20 protein-coding genes are annotated in these 22458 nt (G+C 41.2%); 14 read left to right on the top strand and 6 right to left on the bottom strand.

Going from position 1 to position 22458, the window contains the following annotated elements; genetic code table 11:
• Positions 1-172: 172 nt before the first annotated feature.
• The 8 genes from BC659_RS01095 to smpB all read left to right on the top strand — a co-directional run bounded on the left by BC659_RS01095 (position 173) and on the right by smpB (position 6682).
• Complete coding sequence (locus BC659_RS01095) at positions 173-355, top strand: hypothetical protein (protein ID WP_133472735.1); 183 nt, start codon at positions 173-175, stop codon at positions 353-355.
• A 140-nt stretch (positions 356-495) separates the two neighbouring features.
• Positions 496-1878 (top strand): pyridoxal-phosphate dependent enzyme, encoded by a 1383-nt coding sequence (locus BC659_RS01100; protein WP_246027062.1) that lies wholly within the window; start codon positions 496-498, stop codon positions 1876-1878.
• Between the two features lie 97 nt (positions 1879-1975).
• The gene (locus tag BC659_RS01105) at positions 1976-2875 is read left to right on the top strand and encodes a LysR family transcriptional regulator (protein ID WP_133472736.1); all 900 of its coding nucleotides are present in this window, start codon (positions 1976-1978) and stop codon (positions 2873-2875) included.
• Between the two features lie 59 nt (positions 2876-2934).
• Positions 2935-3126 (top strand): hypothetical protein, encoded by a 192-nt coding sequence (locus BC659_RS01110; protein WP_133472737.1) that lies wholly within the window; start codon positions 2935-2937, stop codon positions 3124-3126.
• A 32-nt stretch (positions 3127-3158) separates the two neighbouring features.
• Entirely contained in the window at positions 3159-3977 is an 819-nt protein-coding gene (locus tag BC659_RS01115; RefSeq protein WP_133472738.1) for an ABC transporter substrate-binding protein, read from the top strand.
• Between the two features lie 146 nt (positions 3978-4123).
• Entirely contained in the window at positions 4124-5191 is a 1068-nt protein-coding gene (fbaA, locus tag BC659_RS01120) for a class II fructose-bisphosphate aldolase (protein WP_133472739.1), read from the top strand.
• 101 nt (positions 5192-5292) lie between these two features.
• Complete coding sequence (accD, locus tag BC659_RS01125; RefSeq protein ID WP_133472740.1) at positions 5293-6210, top strand: acetyl-CoA carboxylase, carboxyltransferase subunit beta; 918 nt, start codon at positions 5293-5295, stop codon at positions 6208-6210.
• 31 nt (positions 6211-6241) lie between these two features.
• Positions 6242-6682 carry an SsrA-binding protein SmpB gene (gene smpB / locus BC659_RS01130; RefSeq protein ID WP_133472741.1) on the top strand — a complete coding sequence of 147 codons (441 nt, stop codon included), beginning with the start codon at positions 6242-6244 and terminating at the stop codon, positions 6680-6682.
• A gap of 96 nt (positions 6683-6778) precedes the next feature.
• On the opposite strand, the gene BC659_RS01135 is transcribed toward smpB, so the two are convergent.
• The 3 genes from BC659_RS01135 to BC659_RS01145 form a co-directional block, all read right to left on the bottom strand.
• Complete coding sequence (locus BC659_RS01135; protein WP_133472742.1) at positions 6779-8011, bottom strand: NADP-dependent isocitrate dehydrogenase; 1233 nt, start codon at positions 8009-8011, stop codon at positions 6779-6781.
• A 90-nt stretch (positions 8012-8101) separates the two neighbouring features.
• Positions 8102-9985 carry an Nramp family divalent metal transporter gene (locus BC659_RS01140; RefSeq protein WP_133472743.1) on the bottom strand — a complete coding sequence of 628 codons (1884 nt, stop codon included), beginning with the start codon at positions 9983-9985 and terminating at the stop codon, positions 8102-8104.
• 1 nt (position 9986) lies between these two features.
• The gene (locus tag BC659_RS01145) at positions 9987-10643 is read right to left on the bottom strand and encodes a metal-dependent transcriptional regulator (RefSeq protein WP_133472744.1); all 657 of its coding nucleotides are present in this window, start codon (positions 10641-10643) and stop codon (positions 9987-9989) included.
• A gap of 107 nt (positions 10644-10750) precedes the next feature.
• On the opposite strand from BC659_RS01145, the gene BC659_RS01150 reads away from it, so the two are divergent.
• The 4 genes from BC659_RS01150 to BC659_RS01165 all read left to right on the top strand — a co-directional run bounded on the left by BC659_RS01150 (position 10751) and on the right by BC659_RS01165 (position 15208).
• Entirely contained in the window at positions 10751-11710 is a 960-nt protein-coding gene (locus BC659_RS01150; protein ID WP_133472745.1) for a hypothetical protein, read from the top strand.
• Between the two features lie 187 nt (positions 11711-11897).
• On the top strand, positions 11898-13550 hold the full coding sequence (gene glgP / locus BC659_RS01155) for an alpha-glucan family phosphorylase (RefSeq protein WP_133472746.1): 1653 nt from the start codon (positions 11898-11900) through the stop codon (positions 13548-13550).
• A 125-nt stretch (positions 13551-13675) separates the two neighbouring features.
• Positions 13676-14560: an HAEPLYID family protein gene (locus tag BC659_RS01160; protein ID WP_133472747.1), complete on the top strand. Its 885-nt coding sequence runs from the start codon at positions 13676-13678 to the stop codon at positions 14558-14560.
• Positions 14561-14629: 69 nt separating this feature from the next.
• Positions 14630-15208 (top strand): UbiX family flavin prenyltransferase, encoded by a 579-nt coding sequence (locus BC659_RS01165; protein ID WP_133472748.1) that lies wholly within the window; start codon positions 14630-14632, stop codon positions 15206-15208.
• 137 nt (positions 15209-15345) lie between these two features.
• Here BC659_RS01165 and BC659_RS01170 read toward each other — a convergent pair whose 3' ends face one another.
• Positions 15346-17901 (bottom strand): ATP-dependent Clp protease ATP-binding subunit, encoded by a 2556-nt coding sequence (locus BC659_RS01170; RefSeq protein ID WP_133472749.1) that lies wholly within the window; start codon positions 17899-17901, stop codon positions 15346-15348.
• A 92-nt stretch (positions 17902-17993) separates the two neighbouring features.
• Between BC659_RS01170 and BC659_RS01175 the strand changes: the two genes are divergently transcribed.
• Together BC659_RS01175 and BC659_RS01180 are read left to right on the top strand one after the other, a co-directional pair.
• Positions 17994-18392: an STAS domain-containing protein gene (locus BC659_RS01175; RefSeq protein WP_133472750.1), complete on the top strand. Its 399-nt coding sequence runs from the start codon at positions 17994-17996 to the stop codon at positions 18390-18392.
• A gap of 78 nt (positions 18393-18470) precedes the next feature.
• On the top strand, positions 18471-19112 hold the full coding sequence (locus tag BC659_RS01180; protein ID WP_162847311.1) for a J domain-containing protein: 642 nt from the start codon (positions 18471-18473) through the stop codon (positions 19110-19112).
• Here the strand turns inward: BC659_RS01180 and BC659_RS01185 are convergent.
• Both BC659_RS01185 and BC659_RS01190 read right to left on the bottom strand, forming a co-directional pair.
• Positions 19109-21607 (bottom strand): MG2 domain-containing protein, encoded by a 2499-nt coding sequence (locus BC659_RS01185; protein WP_133472752.1) that lies wholly within the window; start codon positions 21605-21607, stop codon positions 19109-19111. The genes BC659_RS01180 and BC659_RS01185 overlap by 4 nt on opposite strands.
• 69 nt (positions 21608-21676) lie before the next feature.
• On the bottom strand, positions 21677-22444 hold the full coding sequence (locus tag BC659_RS01190; protein WP_133472753.1) for a DUF4397 domain-containing protein: 768 nt from the start codon (positions 22442-22444) through the stop codon (positions 21677-21679).
• Positions 22445-22458: the final 14 nt, after the last annotated feature.

Consider the following 22458-nt stretch of genomic DNA (forward strand, 5'->3'; position numbering starts at 1 on the left):
CCGCAATCGGCTGAAACTAAGTCTAACATTTTGATAATCAACAGCTAATAAGTTAAATAAGCTATTTTGCAACAGATATTACTATCTTAAAGATGGTACTATATATTGCATAGTACCAAAAGTTGACTTATCTTTGATTTATCAAATTAAAAAACAACAAAAAATAACTCACATGAAAAAGTTCATCAACAACCTCCAGATTCTCGCTATGATTGCCCTTGTTCCTGCTATGGTAATTGCCTACCTCGGTTCAGACAATGCCACTGCAGAAGAAAAAGAAAAAACGGAAGTAGTACGGAAATCCAGCAATATCATTGAAGTAGGTAATATGATTCAATTGGTAAAAAGTTTCTAATACCTCATTATGATTGATACCGTACATCGCTGCATATCAAGAGGCAGTGCTGTTCGAAAAGCGCAACACGCCTCTTTTCTCCATCGTTTTAAATAAGCGTATGTAAATCGCTGAAGCTGTTCAAGCGCAAAACTTTACCTTTGCTGCAAACAAACGTTAGTTTTAGCATGTGGCTGAATAATATCCTCGAAACGATCGGAAACACCCCCCTGATTAAGCTGAATAAAGTAGCAAAAGACATTCCTGCCACGGTGCTGGCAAAGGTTGATTATTTCAATCCCGGCAACTCCATCAAGGACCGTATGGCCCTGAAGATGGTGGAAGTAGCCGAAAAAGAAGGCAAACTCAAACCTGGTGGTACCATTATCGAAGGTACCAGTGGTAATACAGGTATGGGGCTGGCATTGGCTGCCTGTGTAAAAGGTTACAAATGTATTTTCGTAACCACCGATAAACAATCCAAAGAAAAAGTAGACATCCTCAAAGCAGTAGGTGCAGAAGTCATTGTTTGTCCTACCAACGTAATGCCCGAAGATCCCCGCAGTTATTATAGTGTAGCCAAAAGACTGGGTCAGGAGATTCCCAACTCCATGTACATGAACCAGTACGATAACCTGGCGAACCGCCAGGCGCATTATGAAACCACCGGACCTGAAATCTGGGAACAGACAGAAGGCAAGATTACGCATTTTGTATGTACGGCCGGAACCGGTGGCACCATCACGGGTACTGCTATGTACCTGAAAGAAAAAAATCCGAATATAAAAGTCTGGGCCGTTGACGTGTATGGTTCATTACTTACCAAATACTTTAAGACCGGTGAAATTGATATGAATGAAGTACACCCTTATATCTCAGAAGGCTTCGGGGAAGATTTTGTGCCGCAGAACTATGATATGAGCGTGATTGATGAGTTTGTACAGGTTACAGATAAAGATGGTGCCGTAATGGCGCGCCGCATTGCAAAAGAAGAAGGTCTCTTCTGCGGATATAGCGCAGGCAGCTGTTTACAGGGGCTTATGCAACTAAAAGCTACCTTAACAAAAGATGATGTAGTGGTTTGCGTTTTCCATGACCATGGCAGCCGTTATGTAGGTAAGGTCTACAACGACCAATGGATGATGGAACGAGGTTTCCTCGATGTGAAAACCTTTAAAGACATAGTAAATGGTCGTGGCGGACAAAAACTTATCACCGTGGCACCCGATCATACAGTAGCTGCTGCGGTAGAACTGATGAAGAAATACGATATCGAACAGATACCTGTATTAAAAGATGGTGAGCTGATTGGCTCATTGAGCGAAGGTGGCTTGTTCCAGAAAATATTCAGTAACCCTGAATTGAAAGACGCTTCTGTATCGAGTGTTCTCGAACATGCATATCCGGTGGTTGATTTCCTCACCCCTGTTGAAAAAATCGGGACACTGATTAATAAAGAAAATGGTGCCGTACTCGCCAAAGACGAAAAAGGCGATTACCATATCATCACCAAATATGATGTAATCCAGAGTCTCACTAAATAAAAATATATACGAAAGAAGCCCCGGCTGTTAAATAGCCGGGGCTTTTTCTTGCAGGAGTCATTTAAAGAATACCTTTATGCTACTTTAAATTGATCCGATGCTCTCCGTAAAGCATGAAGTTTTCCTGGAAGTTGCCAGACACAAAAGTTTTTCGAAAGCCAGTCAGTCATTGTTTATTACACAACCTGCCATCAGTAAGCATATCCGCAATCTTGAAGAGCAATATGCTACACAATTGTTTGAAAGAAAAGGTAGCGGTATCGAATTAACAGAAGCAGGTAAAATGCTGTATGAAAAATTAGCGGAAGTAAAAATGATTCAGGAACAGACAGCATTTGAAATATCAGCCATCAAAGATTTATTGCAGGTAAAGGGCACATTGCAATTAGGCGCGAGTACTACAGTGGCCTTGTATATTCTACCAAAAATATTATCTGCTTTTCAGGCCAGATATCCGCAGATCGTGATTTCATTACTCAACCGTAATACCGAAATTGTATTACAGGCTTTATTAAAGGGAGATATTAACCTTGGTATTGTAGAAGGACGTTCCAAACTTACACAGGTAAGTCACAGACCATTTATCACAGATAAGGTTATAGCTGTGTGCAGCAGAAAAAGTGCCATCACTAAAAAGAAACTGTATGATCTGGAAGAATTGAAACAGTTACCACTGGCCCTTCGTGAAATGGGTAGCGGCACTTTGGCTGCGCTGCGCACAGCACTTGAAAAGAAAAAAATAAAAATGAGCTCACTGCAGGTAAAAGCACGTTTAGGAGGAACGGAAGCACTAAAAAATTTTCTCGTAGAATCAGACCTCCTCGGTTTTCTTCCACAGCGTGCTATTATTAAAGAACTGGAACAGGGCGATCTCATTGAAATTCATTTCAATGGTCTGCACATCGAAAGAAACTTTTATTTTATTGAAAGAAAAGGTGAAAACAGTGAACTCAACCGTACACTGATCAGAATAGCCGAAAAGATGCATAACTTATAGTTATAGCCAATAACTATATCTGATAGATCAGGTTATATAGACATACGTAAGTTTGCGGTATGAAAAACATTGCAGATATCTCCGTTCCTGTTAGTACACAAACACTCGTAAAACTGGCAGAAACCCTTTCCGGTTATCTGGCTCCTGAGTGTTATGCACTTTTTGCAGGATGGAAAAAACTGACTGAAAAAGCCTATAGCTATTCAGACAGCAGCATTCCTTTTATGGTTCCTGACATAGCTGGCCGTTAATCTGTTTGTACAGAAGTTCTGTAATTTGCAGCATGGCATTGTTTACCGACCAGACTGGCTATACCATTTCACTCGACTATTTACCCAAACGAATTATTTCGCTGGTACCTTCGCAAACGGAATTATTATTTGATCTGGGGTTAGGGGAAGAAGTAGCAGGTATTACTAAGTTTTGTATTCATCCTGAAAAATGGTTCCGTACCAAAGCGCGTATCGGGGGCACGAAAGATGTAAAAACTGAACGTATTGCTGCCCTGCAACCTGATCTGATTATTGCCAACAAAGAAGAAAATGTAAAAGAACAGGTAGAAGCTTTGCGTGAAATAGCCCCTGTATGGACGAGTGATATAAACACACTGGAAGATGCTTATGTAATGATCGAACAGATAGGCATCCTTACACAAAAAGAAGCAAGCGCCAATCGTATTGTTCAAAATATAAAAGAGGGATTTGCTTTATTAACTACCCAGCTCAGCAATACAAAGCAAAAAACCTGTGTGTACCTGATCTGGAAAGATCCATATATGACCATCGGATCAGATACATTTATTCATGAGATGCTTGGCTATGGCAAGTTCACCAATCTCTTTGCTGCGGCCACAAGGTATCCGGAAACATCGATAACGCAATTACAGGAACTGGCACCTGAAATGCTACTGCTCTCATCTGAACCCTACCCTTTTGCAGAGAAACATATACAGGCATTACAGCAAAGTTTACCTGATACCCGTATAGAACTTGTAGACGGTGAAATGTTCAGCTGGTATGGCAGCCGTTTAATGCAGGCTCCTGCCTATTTCTGCGGTTTATCAGAAAGAATCAACAGTTCTTCCACAGCAGTAAAAAGCTAACACACGTTTGCAGCAAGTGAAGTATCTTGCCGCCGGACATTTGATGTCTGATGTGAATGGTGAATGGTGAATGGTGAAATTCATTTTACTCACTACTCACTACTCACTATTGACAATTCACAATTCACAACAAAACAAGAACAACTATGAAAAAGTACAGGGCCGGCGTTTTATTCGGTGAAGAACTGGAAGCATTGTATAATGATGCAAAAGATAATCAGTTTGCATTACCTGCGGTAAATACCATTGGTACCAACACCATAAATGCCACACTGGAAACAGCTGCCAAAGTAAATTCGCCTGTCATCATTCAATTTTCAAATGGTGGTGCACAATTTATAGCCGGTAAAGGAATGCCGAACGATAACCTGCAGGGTAATATTGCAGGTGGTATTTCAGGTGCTTTGCATATTCATAATGTAGCCAAATATTATGGCGTTCCTGTTGTATTACATACAGACCATGCTGCTAAAAAATGGCTGCCATGGGTAAGTGGGTTAATCGATGCCGGTGAACAATTCTATAAAGAAAAAGGTCAGCCACTGTTTAGTTCACATATGCTCGATTTGTCGGAAGAACCTATCGAAGAAAACATTCATACTTCTGTTGAATTCTACAAACGCATGGCTCCATTGGGCATGAGTATTGAAATTGAACTGGGTGTAACCGGTGGCGAAGAAGATGGTGTTGACAACAGTGGTATTGAAAATGACAAACTGTATACCCAGCCACAGCACGTAGCCTATGCATATACTGAATTAAGTAAAGTAGGTAAGCTGTTTACAGTAGCTGCCGCTTTTGGTAATGTTCATGGTGTGTACAGTCCGGGCAATGTGGAACTGCGTCCCGAAATCCTGAACAACAGCCAGTTGTATATTGAGCAGGAACTGAAAACCGGAAAAAAACCTGTATACTTTGTGTTCCATGGTGGTAGTGGTTCACCACAACACCAGATCAGGGAAGCGATTGGCTATGGTGCGATCAAAATGAATATCGATACCGACCTTCAGTGGGCTTTCTGGGAAGGTATTAAAGATTTTTATCAAAAGAATGAAGCCTATCTCCAGGGGCAACTGGGTAACCCTGAAGGTGCCGATAAACCCAATAAAAAATTCTACGATCCCCGTGTCTGGCTGCGTAAAGGCGAAGAAAACTTCGCAAAACGCCTCGAAGTAGCGTTTGAGGACCTGAATTGTATCAATAGAAACGCCTGATAGTCAGTAGTAAGTAGTCAGTAGTGAGCAGGATCTTTTACTCACTACTGACTACTCACTACTCAGTTTTCCCTATCTTAGCCCCCCAATTATTGCTCGTTATGAAAAAAGAACGTGAAGAAGATTTTGAAGCAAATTTGACAGGTGAAGAAATGCAGGGTGATGACGCCAAACCGCGCTGGTTCAAAAGAATCCGTAAAGGAATCCTCACATCGACTGCAGATAAAAAAGAAACGCCTGAAGGCCTCTGGAATAAGTGCCCGGAATGTAATTATATCTGTACCACCACAGAATTGAGTGAAAACCTGTATGTATGTCCGAAATGTAACCACCATCACCGGATTGGCAGTCAGGATTATTATGATTTTCTGTTCGACAACAAAGCATACACTGAACTCTTTGATCAGATCAGAAGTAAGGATGCCCTGGGTTTTACCGATCTGAAACCCTACCAGAAAAGACTGGATGAAATTCATGCCAAGACCGATCTGAAAGATTCGATGCGTGTAGCTACCGGAAAAGTGGATGGTGAAGGTTATGTAATTGCCTGTATGGATTTTGAGTTCATCGGTGGTTCACTCGGAAGTGTGATGGGTGAAAAGTTCAGTCGTGCAGTAGATTATTGTATCGAACATAAACTCCCCTACCTCGTAATCAGTAAAAGTGGTGGTGCCCGTATGATGGAAAGTGCATTTAGCCTGATGCAGCTTGCTAAAACCAGTGGTAAACTATCCCAACTGAGCGATGCAGGTCTTCCTTATATCTCATTACTCACCGACCCAACATTTGGTGGTATTTCTGCCAGCTTCGGTATGCTGGGCGATCTGAATATTGCTGAACCCGGCGCCCTGATTGGTTTTGCAGGACCACGTGTCATCAAAGAAACCATTAAAAAAGACCTGCCTGCAGGTTTTCAGCGTAGTGAATTCTTACTGGAACATGGTTTCCTTGATTTTATTGTAGACAGAAAAAACCTGAAACAAAAACTGGCGCAATTGTCGGTTCTTTTCAGAGGATAAATACTGTCGCATCTCTATTACCCCTACTGCCATGGCAAAGGAAATGAACAACAGGCAGGCTTATTACAATTACTACATTGAAGACAAATATGTAGCAGGTATTGTATTGCTGGGTACGGAAGTAAAATCGATACGCGATGGCAAAGTAAGTTTCAACGACGCATTCTGCCTTTTTGATGATGGAGAACTCTGGGTAAGAGGATTATACATCGCAGAATATTCTCACGGCACTGCCAATAACCATATAGCTGTTCACGACAGAAAATTATTACTGCAAAAAAGAGAACTCAAAAAAATACAAGCTAAACTGAAAGAGAAGGGTTACACCATTGTACCCCTGCGGGTTTTTCTGAATGAAAAGAACCTGGTAAAGGTTGAGATCGGTCTCGGAAAAGGAAAAAAACTGCACGATAAGCGCGAAACCATCAAAGACAGAGATGTGCAGAAGGAGATTAAAAGATACCTTAAGTAAGGTTTGATTTTTTGATCTTTGATTTCTGGATCTTCGATTTCTTGATTTGGCATTTGCTTACATCAAGAAATCAAAGATCAAAAAATCAAAAATTATCTACTGTCCCAGTTTTACTTTCAGGTTCTGATCCAGTGCTTCCAGGAACTCCTCAGTGTACAGATAATGTTCCCCATGATTCACTTTATTACCATGAATACATACCGCAAGGTCTTTGGTCATCTTACCGCTTTCCACAGTTTCAATACAAACCTGCTCTAAAGCCTGGCAGAAATTGATCAGTTCCTGGTTACCATCCAGTTTACCACGGAACTCCAAACCTCTTGTCCATGCAAAAATAGATGCGATCGGGTTGGTAGAAGTGGGCTTACCTTTCTGGTGCTCACGGTAGTGACGGGTTACGGTACCATGTGCAGCTTCCGCTTCCATTACTTTACCATCAGGTGTAACCAGCGTAGAAGTCATCAAACCCAATGAGCCAAAGCCCTGTGCTACCGTATCGCTTTGTACATCACCATCATAGTTCTTACAGGCCCATACAAAATTACCGTTCCATTTCAGGGCACTGGCAACCATGTCATCAATCAAACGGTGCTCATAAGTGATACCTGCTTCAGTGAAAGCAGTTTTGAATTCCTGCTGATAGATTTCTTCAAAAATATCTTTGAAACGACCATCGTATTTTTTCAGGATGGTGTTTTTAGTAGACAGGTATAAGGGCCATTTTTTGCTCAATGCCTGATTAAAGCAGGCACGTGCAAAACCTTTGATACTTTCATCGGTATTGTACATCGCCAACGCAACACCATCTCCCTTAAAGTTAAATACTTCAAATTCCTGCACCGTACCATCTTCACCTTCAAATTTGACAGTGAGTTTACCTTTCCCCTTGGTAACAAAATCTGTTGCACGGTACTGGTCACCAAAAGCGTGGCGGCCAATACAGATAGGTGCTGTCCAGTTAGGTACCAGACGGGGCACATTTTTACAAACAATCGGCTCACGAAAAACAGTACCATCAAGAATGTTACGGATGGTTCCGTTAGGGCTCTTCCACATTTGCTTGAGGTTGAACTCTTTTACACGCTCTTCATCAGGTGTAATAGTGGCACATTTGATACCTACACCATATTGTTTAATGGCATTTGCCGCATCAATGGTAACCTGGTCATTGGTTTCATCACGATACTCCATGCCCAGGTCATAATATTTAATATCTACTTCCAGGTATGGAAGGATCAGTTTTTCCTTGATAAATTTCCAGATGATCCTTGTCATCTCATCACCATCCAGTTCTACCACCGGATTTGCTACTTTGATTTTTTGCGCCATTGCGGTTGTTTTAAATGATAAACGGCGACAAAAGTAATGATTTCATAGCTTATGCGGCCTCAACTCAGGTTTGATTATCCAGAGTTTTTACTAAACGTTTACGATCAATACGGGTATTTGGAGAGCATGACGAACATCTTCAATGGTTTCGCCAAAAAGATAGTCTTTCCAGCCACTATGCCTGTGCGCCCCCATCACCACCATATCAGCATCCGCCTCTTTTACCATCCGGATAATTTCTGTTACACGATTTTTGTATCCAAGGATGGCAGTTGCCTGATAACCCTGTTTCTGTAACTGGACACAATAATGATCCAGTCGCTGCTGGTCGAGTCTGGTTTCCTCATCATCGCTGGCTGCCCCCAGGTATTTGGCCGATACACTTTCCACTACATGAATCAATACCAGTGACACATTTTTATTCCCCTGTGCCAGTGCATGGGCGATCAGCTTTTCATCGGCCTTGGTAAAATCCAATGCCACTGCAATTTTTCTGATATGACTCACGGAAAGATCCTGTAGCTGGGCCCATTCACCATGCATGGCGGCCTGCTGTTTTTGTTTGCGCTTTTTAAAGAAAGGCAGAAAAGTCATCACCAGAAATAACCATAAGAATACCAGGATCAAAACAGTCACGATTATTTTCGATAACCACTCCCCTTCTGCTACATATACCTGAATGGCTTCTTCTGCCACTAATTTTACATTCAGGAATACCAGTATGATGGCAATCAACCATGCCGCTATTTTCACCCAGGGTTTGATGGCAAAACTACCCATGGTTTCTTTGTCGCTTACAAAATGAATCAGTGGAATTACTGCAAAACCCAATTGCAGGCTCAATATCACCTGACTAAATACCAGCAGATCGTCTACTTTACTATCGCCATAAATACTGATGACAATCACTGCCGGCACAATGGCAATGAGGCGGGTTAATAAACGACGCAACCATGGGTTCAAACGCAGCCGCAGATAACCTTCCATTACAATTTGTCCGGCCAGCGTACCTGTAATGGTTGAGCTTTGTCCGGCGGCAATCAATGCCACTGCAAATAAAATGGGGGCCAGTTCTGTACCGAGTAAAGGTTGTAATAACTTATGTGCATCTTCAATTCTCGCTACTTCTGTATTGCCGGTTTTGAAAAAAACAGTTGCGGCCAGTACCAATATGGCAGCATTTACAAAGAATGCAGCATTGAGGGCCACCAGGCTATCGATAAAATTATATTTCAAAGCCCGTTTAATACTTCTCTGATCCGAACCTATTTTTCTGGTCTGCACCAGTGCAGAATGGAGGTATAAATTATGTGGCATAACAGTAGCACCAATGATACCTACCGCAATGTATAAGGACTCATGACTAAATGCAGTAGGTATAAATCCGGTAGCTACTTCAGCCAAATTTGGTTTAGCGATGAGTATCTCTATCAGAAATGAAACGCCAATCGTTGCTACCAGTGCCAGGATAAAAGCTTCCATTTTACGGATACCATACCGTTGCAACAACAAAAAAAGAAAGGTATCGAGTACGGTAATAGCCGTTCCCCAAATCAGGGGCAAGCCTGTTAAGAGATGAATACCAATTGCCATCCCTACTACTTCAGCCAGGTCGGTAGCTGCAATGGCCAGTTCTGCCAGTATGTACAGACAAAAATTTACCAGTGGCGGGTAGGTCTCCCTGTTGGCCTGTGCAAGGTCTCTTCTTCTTACAATACCCAGACGGGCACTCAGGCTTTGCAGTAACAATGCCATAAGGTTACTCATCAGCAAAACCCATATCAACTGATACCCGAATTTGGCCCCCCCCTGAAGATCAGTGGCCCAGTTACCGGGATCCATATACCCAACACTTACAAGGTAAGCAGGTCCGAGATAGGCCAGTATCCTGCGCCAACCCTTTCTGGGCAGGGTTGTATCAACGCTTGCATTGACTTCACTTAATGAAAGATGTTCTTCTCTTGGCTGCTTCATCTTAAACCTGTTTTACAAATAATACAGATGCGAGGTCGCGACTGATGGTGATAACCTGCTGGTTCCTGATTTTTAATTCAAGAGAACCATCAAATTCAAATATTTTTTTTATTTCCAAACGGGTGCCCATCTGCAGCCCTTTATGTTTCAATAATTCAAGCAGTTCAGTCGACTGGCTACCTACAGCCGTAATTTCTACTGTTTTATCAGGAGCTACACAAGACAGTTGTTCCTGTGTTTGTGCAGTAAAACGCCCCTTACTATCCGGGATGGGATCTCCATGTGGATCGAATTTTGGGAACCCCAGATAGGCATCCAGTTTATCGACCAACTTGGTACTGCTGATATGCTCCAGTTCTTCTGCCACTTCATGTACTTCATCCCACCCAAACTGAAGCTTGTCTACCAGAAAATATTCCCATAAGCGATGTTTACGGATAATAGCCAGTGCCACTTTTTTCCCCTCACCACTCAACTTTACACCCTGATAAGGTTCGTAGCTCACAATGCGTTTGGATTTCAGTTTTTTCAGCATGTCAGTAACCGATGCAGGTCTGGTCTGTAGCTCAGCCGATAAGGCATTCGTAGATACCATTTCCTGCTGCTGTTGCAGGTGATATACTGCTTTTATATAATTTTCTTCCGCTACTGTATACATTGGTTGCCTAAATTTATTTTTAGACAAACCTAAAAAATAAATAGATAATATCCAAGATATCTGTGGCACTTCGCCTGAAAACCCTATTTTTATTGCAAATTCTGCTCATGAAGCCCTTTCGCTATGTATTTATCTTCATGCTGTTCCTGGCCTGTAAAAATGAAAAAATTGATTTTTCGGGAGATGTGCCCTTAAAAGCAGAAGAATTCATCACTGCTTTCCCAAAAATTACCGGTTCATTCCTGATAGCGGATTCGAATATTGTAAAAAAAGCAGATTCAACCAGAATCGGATACAAAGCTTTAAAACAATTTGTTCCGGATAGTGCATTGGCTGCCTATTTCGGTAAAGACAAAAAAACAATTATTAAACCTGTGGGGATTATTGAAAAGGAAAAAGAGAACTATCTCCTTATCAATTTTACACGTCAGAAGAAAACCACCTGTGTGGTATTTGTTACGGATAAGAAATTACAATACCTGGCATCCAAAGAATTACTGACCAATCAGTCTTCCGGTGGTTATTACCGCTTTGTTTCTATCAACAAGGAGCCTACATTCATGATCAACCGTGAAAAAACTTCAGACAATACACTCAGGTTCACCAGATCGGGCTGGGTGTATAACGATGCCGGTATTTTCATGCTGGTGGTTACGGATAGCAATGAAGATCCCGAGAAAACAGCGGTCATTAATCCTATAGACACTTTACCACGTTTGAATAAGCTGAGTGGAGAATATGTAAAGAATGAAAAAAATTATCTATCTGTAAGAGATGGTAAAGATGCAAATCATTACTTATTCTTTATTCATTTTGAAAAAGACAATGCCACCTGTATAGGAGAGCTAAAAGGAGAATTCAAACTGAAATCAGGAGGCAATGCACAGTACTTACAAAATGGAGATCCTTGTATTATTGATTTTAAGTTTGAAGGCAATTATGCCACTGTAAAAGAACAGGGAAGTTGTGGCAATCACCGGGGCATCAAATGTTTTTTTGATGATAGCTTCCGTAAAAAACGTGAACCGAAAACAAAGAAAAAAAGAACGAATACTCCGGTAAAATAAACCATCAGATGATGATGTTCATCATTCGAAAACGTTTGCAAAAGCCTTTCAGCGTTGAATCCTAACGATTGTTTGTTCAATAATGCCTTTCTTCCCACTGATTACCCACATCATGGTTGTGTAAAAAGTACATTTTATTGAAATACCCCTATATTGCAAGCGCTATTTGATCACCAAACAAGCATTTATGAATTTTAGAAGCTATCATGTACCCTATCAAATTAATGAGCAGTATGCAAAGAAAGCTGCTTATTTCTCCATGGAATTTGCAATTCATCAACCCCTAAAAATATACAGTGGCGGATTAGGATTTCTGGCGGGTTCTCACTTACGCAGTGCGTATGAATTAAGACAAAATATGATCGGCATCGGTATTCTCTGGAAATACGGATACTATGATCAGGCTCGTAATCAGGATCAGACCTTACAGGTAACTTTCATGGAAAAGATTTACAGTTTTCTGGAAGATACCGGCATTAAATTCCAGATACTGATTCATGAACATCCGGTTTGGGTAAAAGCTTTTTACCTGAATCCCGAAACCTTTAACAGTGCACCTCTCTTCCTCCTAAGTACAGATTTGCCTGAAAACGATTATGTATCGCAAACTATTACACATCGTTTATATGATGCCAATGTTGCGACCAAAGTGGCGCAATTTATTCTTCTGGGTGTAGGCGGTGCAAAGCTGATTGATGAACTGGGCTTTAATCCGGATGTGTATCACCTGAATGAAGCACATGGTATTTCTTCTGCTTTTTATCTGTTGAATAAATTTAAAAGTGTTGAGAAAGTAAAAGAGCATCTTGTTTTCACTACACATACGCCTGAAGAAGCGGGTAATGAAAAGCATGATATTTATCTATGCCATAAAATGAGTTATTTCTGTGGTTTATCTATTGATGAAGTACGGAAAATCACTGGCATCAAGGATGATCAGTTTAACCATTCACTGGCTGCCTTACGCTTTGCACGCAAAGCAAATGGTGTATCTGCTTTACATGGCCATGTAAGCCGTGAAATGTGGAAAAACCATGAAGGCATATGTCCCATCACTTCCATCACCAATGCACAAAACTGGCGCTACTGGGCAGACAAACAGATGTATAAAGCCATGGAAGAAGGCAATGACTACTCTTTTGATGACCGTAAAAAATACCTGAAGAAAAGGGCTTTTGAAATTGTAGCAGACCAGACTGGCAAAGTATTTAATCCAAATGTTTTAACCATTGTTTGGGCCAGAAGATTTGCAGGTTATAAGCGTGCAGATATGCTGACCTATGATATGGAGCGTTTTGAAAAAATGCTCAACAATACCAAACATCCTGTTCAGATTATCTGGGCAGGCAAACCTTATCCGGTAGATTATCCTGCTATTTCGCAGTTTAATAACCTTGTTCACCTGAGCAAGAATTACAAAAATGTAGCAGTACTCATAGGCTATGAACTAGGATTAAGTAAACGGCTAAAACAGGCATCAGATGTATGGCTGAACAATCCACGCGTTCCCCGTGAAGCATCGGGCACCAGTGGTATGACAGCTGCCATGAACGGTGCTGTAAACTTTTCTACCGATGATGGATGGATTCCTGAATTCGTGAACCATGGCAATAACGGCTTTGTGGTTCCAAAAGCAGATTATGCTAACATGACGGTTCATGATCAGGATGAATACGATCTGAATAAGGTCTATGAAATTCTCGAGCAGCAGATCATTCCGATGTACTACGACAATTTTGATACATGGAGACAGATTACCAAGAATGGTATGCGTGATGTACGCTTCCAGTTCGATAGCAACCGGATGGCGCATGAATATTATGAAATCATGTACAAATAACGGAACGTCCTGAATTCAAAATTAAAAGTCAAAATTCAAAAGATTAATACAGCTTTTGAATTTTGACTTTTTAATTTTGAATTTTATTAACACCCCTCACTACCCGTTGCGATTACATTCGCAGCATGAAATACACATTATTGCTTATCGGATGTTTTAGCTTTTCAAAGCATTATGCCCAGACTGATAGTATCAGAGATCTCAAACACCGTTATGATAGTCTCTACATAAAAGAAGTGCAGGATAAAAGAAAACCTGATAAAGTATTACATGCAGAACCGCTGTTTATTGATCTGATCAGGGACCTGGGTGCCAGAAAAGGGGAAAGAGAATGGAACATTGGTCTTGGCCTTACCGACAACCATAAATATGATCTTTATACAGCCTTAGTAGAATATGAATTTGCGCCGGTTAACCGCTTAGGATTTGAAGTTGAATTACCCTTCTCCTTACATTCGCCGCTCGGAGGAATACACAAAGATTCTATCCCTGACAACAGGTTAAACGGACTGAAGTTGGCTACTCAATATTCATTCTTTGTGTCTGAGAAAATGAAGACATCCATGGCTATTGGTTATATACATGAATTCATGATGCCGGAATTCAGGAATATCAAAACCAGTAAACTTGTAAACGGACATATGTTTAACCCTTTCTTTATTGCAGCCAAAAGATGGGGCCATCATTTCCACACTTTACTTTATACGGGTCCACAAATAGAAAAGGACATGGTACATAAGCATACATATACCAACTGGCAGGTAAACACCAACTTTCACTATATGATTCCCGGAACCAGAAATTTTGTGGGCGTTGAATTCAATAAAGATTTCCGAAAAACCGATTTTGATATGGTTATCAGGCCGCAGATGCGGGTAAGTGTTGCAGATAATTTACTAATAGGTATTGTAGCAGGTGTGCCGGTAAAACGTGAAAACCAGCGTTTCAGTAGTTTTCTCCGACTGATATATGAACCTGGTCAGAAGCACCAAAGAGCTACTGGCTTATAATGACACTAATATACCCTCAAAATGATCTAACTTTTCTGAATTACATTTGTTATTCAAATAAAAGTTACCATGCGTAACAAAATAGCCATCGCCATTACAGGAGCCAGCGGATCTGTGTATGCAAAGCTCCTGCTTGATAAACTTGTTTTACTCAGTGATCAGTATGAGGAAGTAGGTATTGTAATGAGTAAAAATGCCAAAGAGGTCTGGAGAACAGAATTGGGTAATGAAGATTACAGCAACTACCCTTTCCGTTATTTCGAGAAATACGATTTTAATGCTCCTTTTGCCTCCGGTTCAGCCAAATATAATACCATGATTGTTGCCCCCTGTAGCATGGGCACATTGGGGCGTATAGCTGCCGGTGTTAGCGATGACCTGGTTACGCGTGCCGCAGACGTAATACTGAAAGAAAGAAGAAAGCTGATTTTAATGGTGCGCGAAACACCCTATAACCTTATCCATATTAAGAATATGGAAACCGTAACACTCGCAGGCGGTATCATTTGCCCTGCCACACCCTCTTTCTATAGCCGGCCACAAACCATCGAAGAAGTCGCATCCACTGTAGTCGACAGAATAGTAGACATCGCAGGTCTGCAGCAACCTTCCTTCAGATGGGGAAGCGGGGGGGAATTGGAAAAGTGAGTAGTCAGTAGTGAGTGAATGAATTGTTGTAACTTTATAAATGTCTCTTTATTGACTACTCACTACTCACTACTCACTACTCACAAAAAAGGCCCTGCCTTTCAGCAGAGCCTCTATAATTGAGTACTTACCCTTCTCTATACATTGGCGCTTTCGCCTTCTTCTACCCTTTTCTGAAAATCAAATTTCAGCTTGGCAGATTCTTTGTCGAGATCTGCAATGAGTACATCTCCCTGTTTGATATTCATATTGAGTATTTCTTCTGCCAATGGATCTTCCAGGTATTTCTGGATGGCCCTGTGTAAGGGTCTTGCCCCGAATTGTGAATCATATCCTTTTTCTGCAATAAACTCTTTGGCAGCTGCAGTAAGCTCAAGCGAGAAGCCAAGGTTTTGCAGGCGTTTTGATACACCTTTCATCAGAATATCAATGATATTGAAGATATTCTCCTGGTTCAGTGAATTAAACACTACCACATCATCAATTCGGTTCAGGAACTCTGGTGAGAAAGTACGTTTTAAAGCTTTTTCAATCACCGCTTTATTATTCTCTTCCGCATTCTGAATACGTGTTGCAGTAGCAAAACCCACACCATCACCAAACTCTTTTAACTGACGAACACCAATATTGGATGTCATAATGATCATGGTATTCTTAAAGTCTACCTTTCTACCTAATCCATCCGTTAACTGACCATCATCCAGTACCTGCAGGAGTATATTATAAATATCCGGATGCGCTTTTTCGATTTCATCCAACAGAATTACACAATAAGGTTTCCTTCTTACTTTTTCTGTAAGCTGTCCACCCTCTTCATATCCTACATAACCCGGAGGCGCACCAATTAAACGGCTAACGGTAAATTTTTCCATGTATTCACTCATATCAATTCTGATGAGTGAATCTTCTGAGTCGAACATATATCTGGCCAATGAACGTGCCAGCTCGGTTTTACCTACACCTGTGGGACCCAGAAATATAAAGGTGCCGATCGGTTTTTTAGGATCTTTCAAACCTACTCTGTTACGCTGAATGGCTTTTACTACTTTCTGAATGGCTTCATCCTGCCCTATCACCATACCCTTCATATCTTCACTCATCCTGCGCAACTTCTCTGTTTCTGCCTGTACCATTCTTTTTACCGGAATACCCGTCATCATACTCACTACTTCGGCAATATGCTCCTCTGTAATGGGGTAACGTTTGTGCTTGCTCTCTTCTTCCCACTGGTTTTTTGCCTTCTCCAGCTCTTCTCCGAGTCTTTTCTCAGTATCACGCAAAGCAGCCGCTTCTTCAAAACGCTGGCTTTTTACTACCTTATTTTTTTCGTTTTTAATATCTTCTATTTTCTTTTCGAGCTCAACAATTTCTTCAGGCACATTGATGTTTTTCAGATGCACCCTTGCACCCACTTCATCCAATACATCAATGGCTTTATCGGGTAATAACCTGTCGGTCATATACCTGTCGCTCAATTTCACACAGGCATCAATTGCATCTTCACCATAGCTAACATTATGGAAGTCTTCGTACTTCGACTTAATATTATTCAATATGATGATCGTATCTTCTACACTGGGTGGTTCTACAATTACTTTCTGAAAGCGTCTGTCTAAGGCGCCGTCCTTTTCAATGTACATACGATATTCATCCAATGTAGATGCACCTATGCACTGCAGTTCTCCTCTGGCAAGAGCTGGTTTAAATATATTGGAAGCATCGAGTGACCCACTGGCACCGCCGGCACCTACAATGGTATGTATTTCATCAATGAAGAGAATCACATCCCTGTTTTTCTCCAATTCATTCATGATTGCTTTCATTCTTTCTTCGAACTGACCACGGTATTTGGTACCGGCTACCAACGCAGCAAGGTCAAGAGAAATCACCCTTTTATCGAATAGTACCCTGCTCACTTTACGCTGAACAATGCGCAGCGCAAGTCCCTCTACAATCGCTGTTTTACCTACACCAGGTTCACCGATCAGAATCGGGTTATTCTTTTTCCGGCGACTCAGTATCTGACTTACCCTTTCAATTTCTTCTTCACGACCAACGATGGGGTCTAATGAACCGGCTTCTGCCAATTTGGTAATATCTCTGCCAAAATTGTCCAGAACAGGGGTTTTACTTTTGGCATTGCCGCCCGCTTTCCCGCCAGCTTTTTGTTGCTGATAACCTGAAGAACGTTTTTCTTCATCAAATTCATCTCCCTCTTCATCACTGAATTCAGCCCTTGGATTAGTAGGGTTCTCAGAACCTACCATACCCAGCTCATTACGGAACATATCATAATCGATATCAAACTGATTTAATATCTGCGTGGCAATATTTTCTTTGTTTTTCAGGATGCTAAGCATCAGGTGTTCGGTTTCTACCAGCGGACTTTTCAGTGCCTTTGCCTCCAGAACCGTTACCCTGATTACCTTTTCAGCCTGTTTGGTAAGGGGTAAACTATTGATATTGGCAATATTTTTACCGGTCTTATCCTTCACCGCCAGTTCTACTTCTTTCCGTAATTCGTAAAGGTCTACATTCAATTGTTTTAACGCTTTGATGGCTGTATTATCGCCATCACGGATCAAACCCAATAACAGGTGTTCTGTGCCAATGAAGTCGTTTCCGAGCCGCAAAGCCTCTTCCCTGCTGAAAGAAATGATCTCTTTAACCTGTGCTGAAAAATTATTATCCATAACCTAAATTGGATTTATACAATTATAACGAATATTTTTGAGCGAAGTTGTGCATCAGTTATACACAGTTGTTAACCTAACCCAGTCCTAATATGGAGGTCAAAATTGATACCAAAGAGAAATTCACCGTTGTAACACCGGTAATGCCGTTTATTTCTGCCAATATAGCAGCAACCCTGTCTGAAACCTGTTCCGGATTCCTTCAACAACCGGTTAAAAATATTGTTCTGAACCTGGAGCCTGTAACCGAAATAGAACCAGAAGCAGCCAGTGCCATTGCCGCCCTGCAACAGCATTTTTATGAAAACAGTGCCTCTTTTGTGCTCTGCAATATGAAAGAACCCTTAGAAGCCGTTTTTGAAAAAGAAGAGCTACTGGATTTCATGAACATCACACCTACCGAAAGCGAAGCATGGGATATCGTGCAAATGGAAGAAATTGAAAGAGAATTACTCGATGGGGATGATATGGAGTTTGAGAAACCCGAGTAAAAGATGTAGGATGTCTGATGGTGGATGTCGGATTTTTATATCCGACATCCACCATCAGACATCAAAAAATCTGCGTGCATGTTTGACAAAGACTACTACCAGCTTTTACAAATCGCTCCTTCTGCCAGTTCGGGTGATATCAGGAAAGCATACAGGCAATTAGCGTTGAAATTTCATCCGGATAAAAACAATACGCCCGATGCCGCCGCACAATTTTTATTGATCAATGAAGCCTATGCTGTTTTAAACGATCCTGCACAGCGAAAAAAATATGACAGTATTCGATTCGCTGGACAAGTCATGAACAGTATCATCGCAACTACTCCTGCAGAAATCAGGGAGATGAGTGAAGAACTCACAAGAAGAATCCAAAAGAGTAATCCCGACCGTATCAATCGTGACAAGTTGGTACAGGACCTGAATGCTATACTGTCTGTATATCATATCCAACTACTCGAAAATCATCCGGACAGCATTCATCTTTCATTGATCGTAACTGACTGTTTATTCTGTTTACAATATACAGATTGCAAAGATTGCATGGTGTTGCTGGACAGGCTCCAACATATCAAAGGACTGAATACGGAATCTGGTTTCCGCATTCAGTCCTTTCGAAAACAGTACCTGAAAAGTTATTATTGGAACCGTTATAAAATGCTGGTTGTACTGGCCATCACACTTGTATTTTGTTTGTTGCTTTACCTGAGCCGATCATTCTAAAATACCTTTTCTGCATAGATCAGTTCACCGTTAACGCCTATACCCTGTATCACCACTTTCACTTTTTTACTAAAATCGTTATTGTAAAAGCGGAATGGATACTTCCCATCTTTGCCAGGTTTTACATTACCATTCCAATATAAGGTTTCACTGCTGTCTAAAGCTTCCTCGGGTTGTTTAGCGCGCGTATACAAGGGCGCATAAAAAGATTTCACCAGTGAGTATCCGGTTCTTTCTATGGAAGAGAATTTTTTATCGTAGATATTTTTCCCTGTCACGGCTCCTTTTTTAGTGTATATAGCAATAGCCGGACCGGAAGCGCCTAATGCAGTTCCTTCAGCAGCATATACTTTAATCAAGGCAACATCAGATACATTAATGGTGGAAATCACATCCATAGAAACATTCATTTCATTAAGGAAATAAGTTACCCCATTTCGTTCCAGCATCATGGTGCCAAAATCATCTCCTCCTGATCCACTGGCATTCAGGTAAGATGCAGAATTGTTTTCACTCAGTGCATCCAATCCCTGAAAGCGGGTAAACCTCACTACAGGATTAATCATATCACCGGTTACACTGATACCAGGTACCGATCTTTGTATGATTTGCCAGATACTCGTTGCAAAGCCTGTTTCAGACGGATCGATCGATCTTCCCAGTTTAAATATATCCGATGCATAAGCTGCATTCAATGAATCTGCCGGAGATCGTTTTTTACGCACGCCTTTTACTGTAACATTGCCCAGATACTCCCCATTGCTGGTATCAATCGACTTTAACTTACCAAAGAGGAAACCCGCATAACCGGCTGCCCCTGCTTTAATAACGGCTGTGTCCAGGTTCACAGAAGGAATACCGAATGACTTTTGCAATGAATCGATATATGCTGGTGTAATATCTACATCAACGATATACGATTCTTTTTTCTTATTGGTGCCCTGGTAAAAGAATGTCGCCTTTTTTTGAAATGAAAGCCCATCCAACATAAACTCACCCTTATCTGTTAATTGAGCAGATGCCATGATGGTTGTAGAATCTTCCGTTTTGATTATAAATGAAACATGCCCTTCTCCCACAACCGCATTCCTGTCTGATTTTTTTACGAGCCCCCTGATCACAAGTGAAGACTCTACCGGATATTGCAGGTTAACGGATTGATCATTGATCATTTTCTTCCATTCAAATCTGCGCCATCCCTGTGTCATCATAAGAAGGTCGAGATGATCGAGCCTTTCTTTTGATTTATCCTTAAAATAATACGCAGGCTCATGAATATATCCTTTGATATCGGAGCTGAGCAGTACAGAAGACACGATATTTTCCGGCACTTTCATCGCAGTATCTATACTCGCATCTGTAACTGCTATCGCAATATTGGGCTGTTTGATACTAGGAAATTCAACAGTGAATTCATTCTTACCCCTCGCCTGTTTTGAAAGAACCGGTGTTTTGATATCAGCTTGAAGAATATTGTAATTAGCAATAAAAGCAATTCTTTCTGCCACCGGCAATCCGTCTTCCCTGAAAGCTGTGATCTGTAAGATTCCCGCAGGCAGGTTCTTTTTTGCAATGGGTAAGGCTGTTAATCCTTCATCAAAATTAAGCTCTGCGCTGGCTACCATTTGACCATTCATCTGAGCTACCAGTTTTATTTTGTTATATGCTTCCTTATTTTTCTCTGCCCTGAAAACCAATGCTGTAAGGCGGTTGGGATTACCATTCTCCACTCGCATGTTGATACCTTCTTTTTCTGCTACAGGCAAGGCATAATCCATACTTGCACCGTTGGCTAAAGGTATATTCAGCTTGTATTTATTTTCTGTGTTTGCCTCAATTTCAAAAAGGCCCATACCATTATGCTGGGTCTGTACTTCTTTGATGGCTTTACCGCTTTGGTCTGTAATACTACCCTTTATATTTACAGGCTGCCCGTTCTGATCTGTTACCAGAAAAGCAACGCGGGTGTTCACTCCCTCAAGCAGGTTACCGGCTTCCGGGAAAAACTGACAATTCAATTGTGGTTTTGCTGCTGTATTTTTTTTGTTCAGGTAATCGGCACCGTAAATAAAAATGGATTTTCTGAAAATAAAATCCGGGAAATTGAGCATCCACAAAGAGTAGGCATTGATAGAATAGGTACCGGAAGAAATAGCTGCCGGCAGATCCAAATCGGCCTGGGTAGAACTCAGCGAATCGAGTTTATACATTTTTTTAGCTACTACTTTCCCTTCTGCATTTACGAGATCAACATATAAAATATTACTCAGGAAAGTGGGTACGCCATCAAGTGTGCACCAGATTTTCATCCAGATCGTTTCACCTGACAAATAGGTTTCTTTATCAGTCTGTACAAATACTTTTTCCTGCGGATATAGGTTCCTGAATTTTTGCAGGGCAGAATCAGGCGACAGTTTAACAGGTGGAACAGTTGTTTGTGCCTGCGAACCCATGCATAAAAAAAGAGCGATAAGAAAAGAGAATAGGTTTTTCATAACGGTTTAGTACAGTTCAAAAAATAAGCCCCGCTGAAAGGCGGGGCTTATATTATAAAGATACAAATATTATCTGTTATAAATTAGTGAAATCCTTGCAGCTCTTGTTCCTGATGTACCGCTATAACCGGATGAAAATACGGTGAAAGAGCGTTGGTTAGGTACCGTCATAGAATAAGTGGCCAGTGCAGTGGTTGTTGAAGCCGCCCCTGCTGGTCTGATGGCCCATGAAGCTGCCGCGCCGGTAACCTGCACCGTAAACTCCGGACTACTACCCTGGTAAGCAATATTCGAAGCCACCTTCGCTGTACCATAATACAGATCAAGAGCTGTCTGATTGGGCAGGAGGTTTACATATTTAAACCTTGAGTACCCTGAATCAGGCAATGTAATATTGTCTGTGACAACAACACCTTTTGCATTGGCACCGGTATCGGTAAGGTGAATGGTATAATTGGTTCCAAAGAAAATAGCGTTTCCGGCAAAGCTCTGCGAAAACAATACAACTGAATCTTCGGACGTACCTACTTTGGGCCTTGACACCACCAGATCTATTTGTTTAGGATCCAGTGCCAGATAGTCTGGGTTACTTGAACCACCTGTGTTCAGTCCGCCACCCGGAAAAGGATAAGGGAATGTAAGGGTGGTACTTACACGATTACCGTTAATTTTCAGCTGTGCATTTGAGTTAACGGCATATGCCATAGCATAGTTAATCTTGATATAAGCTTTTCCGGTGGTTGGCACCAGATCCAGCTCCCGCTGAATATTTTTCTCACATGACATCAGACCTACTGCGGTAATGATGGCAATGATGGGTATGATCAATTTTTTCATTGTAAACTGTTTTA

It is taken from the genome of Sediminibacterium goheungense (genome assembly GCF_004361915.1).
GTDB lineage: Bacteria > Bacteroidota > Bacteroidia > Chitinophagales > Chitinophagaceae > Sediminibacterium > Sediminibacterium goheungense.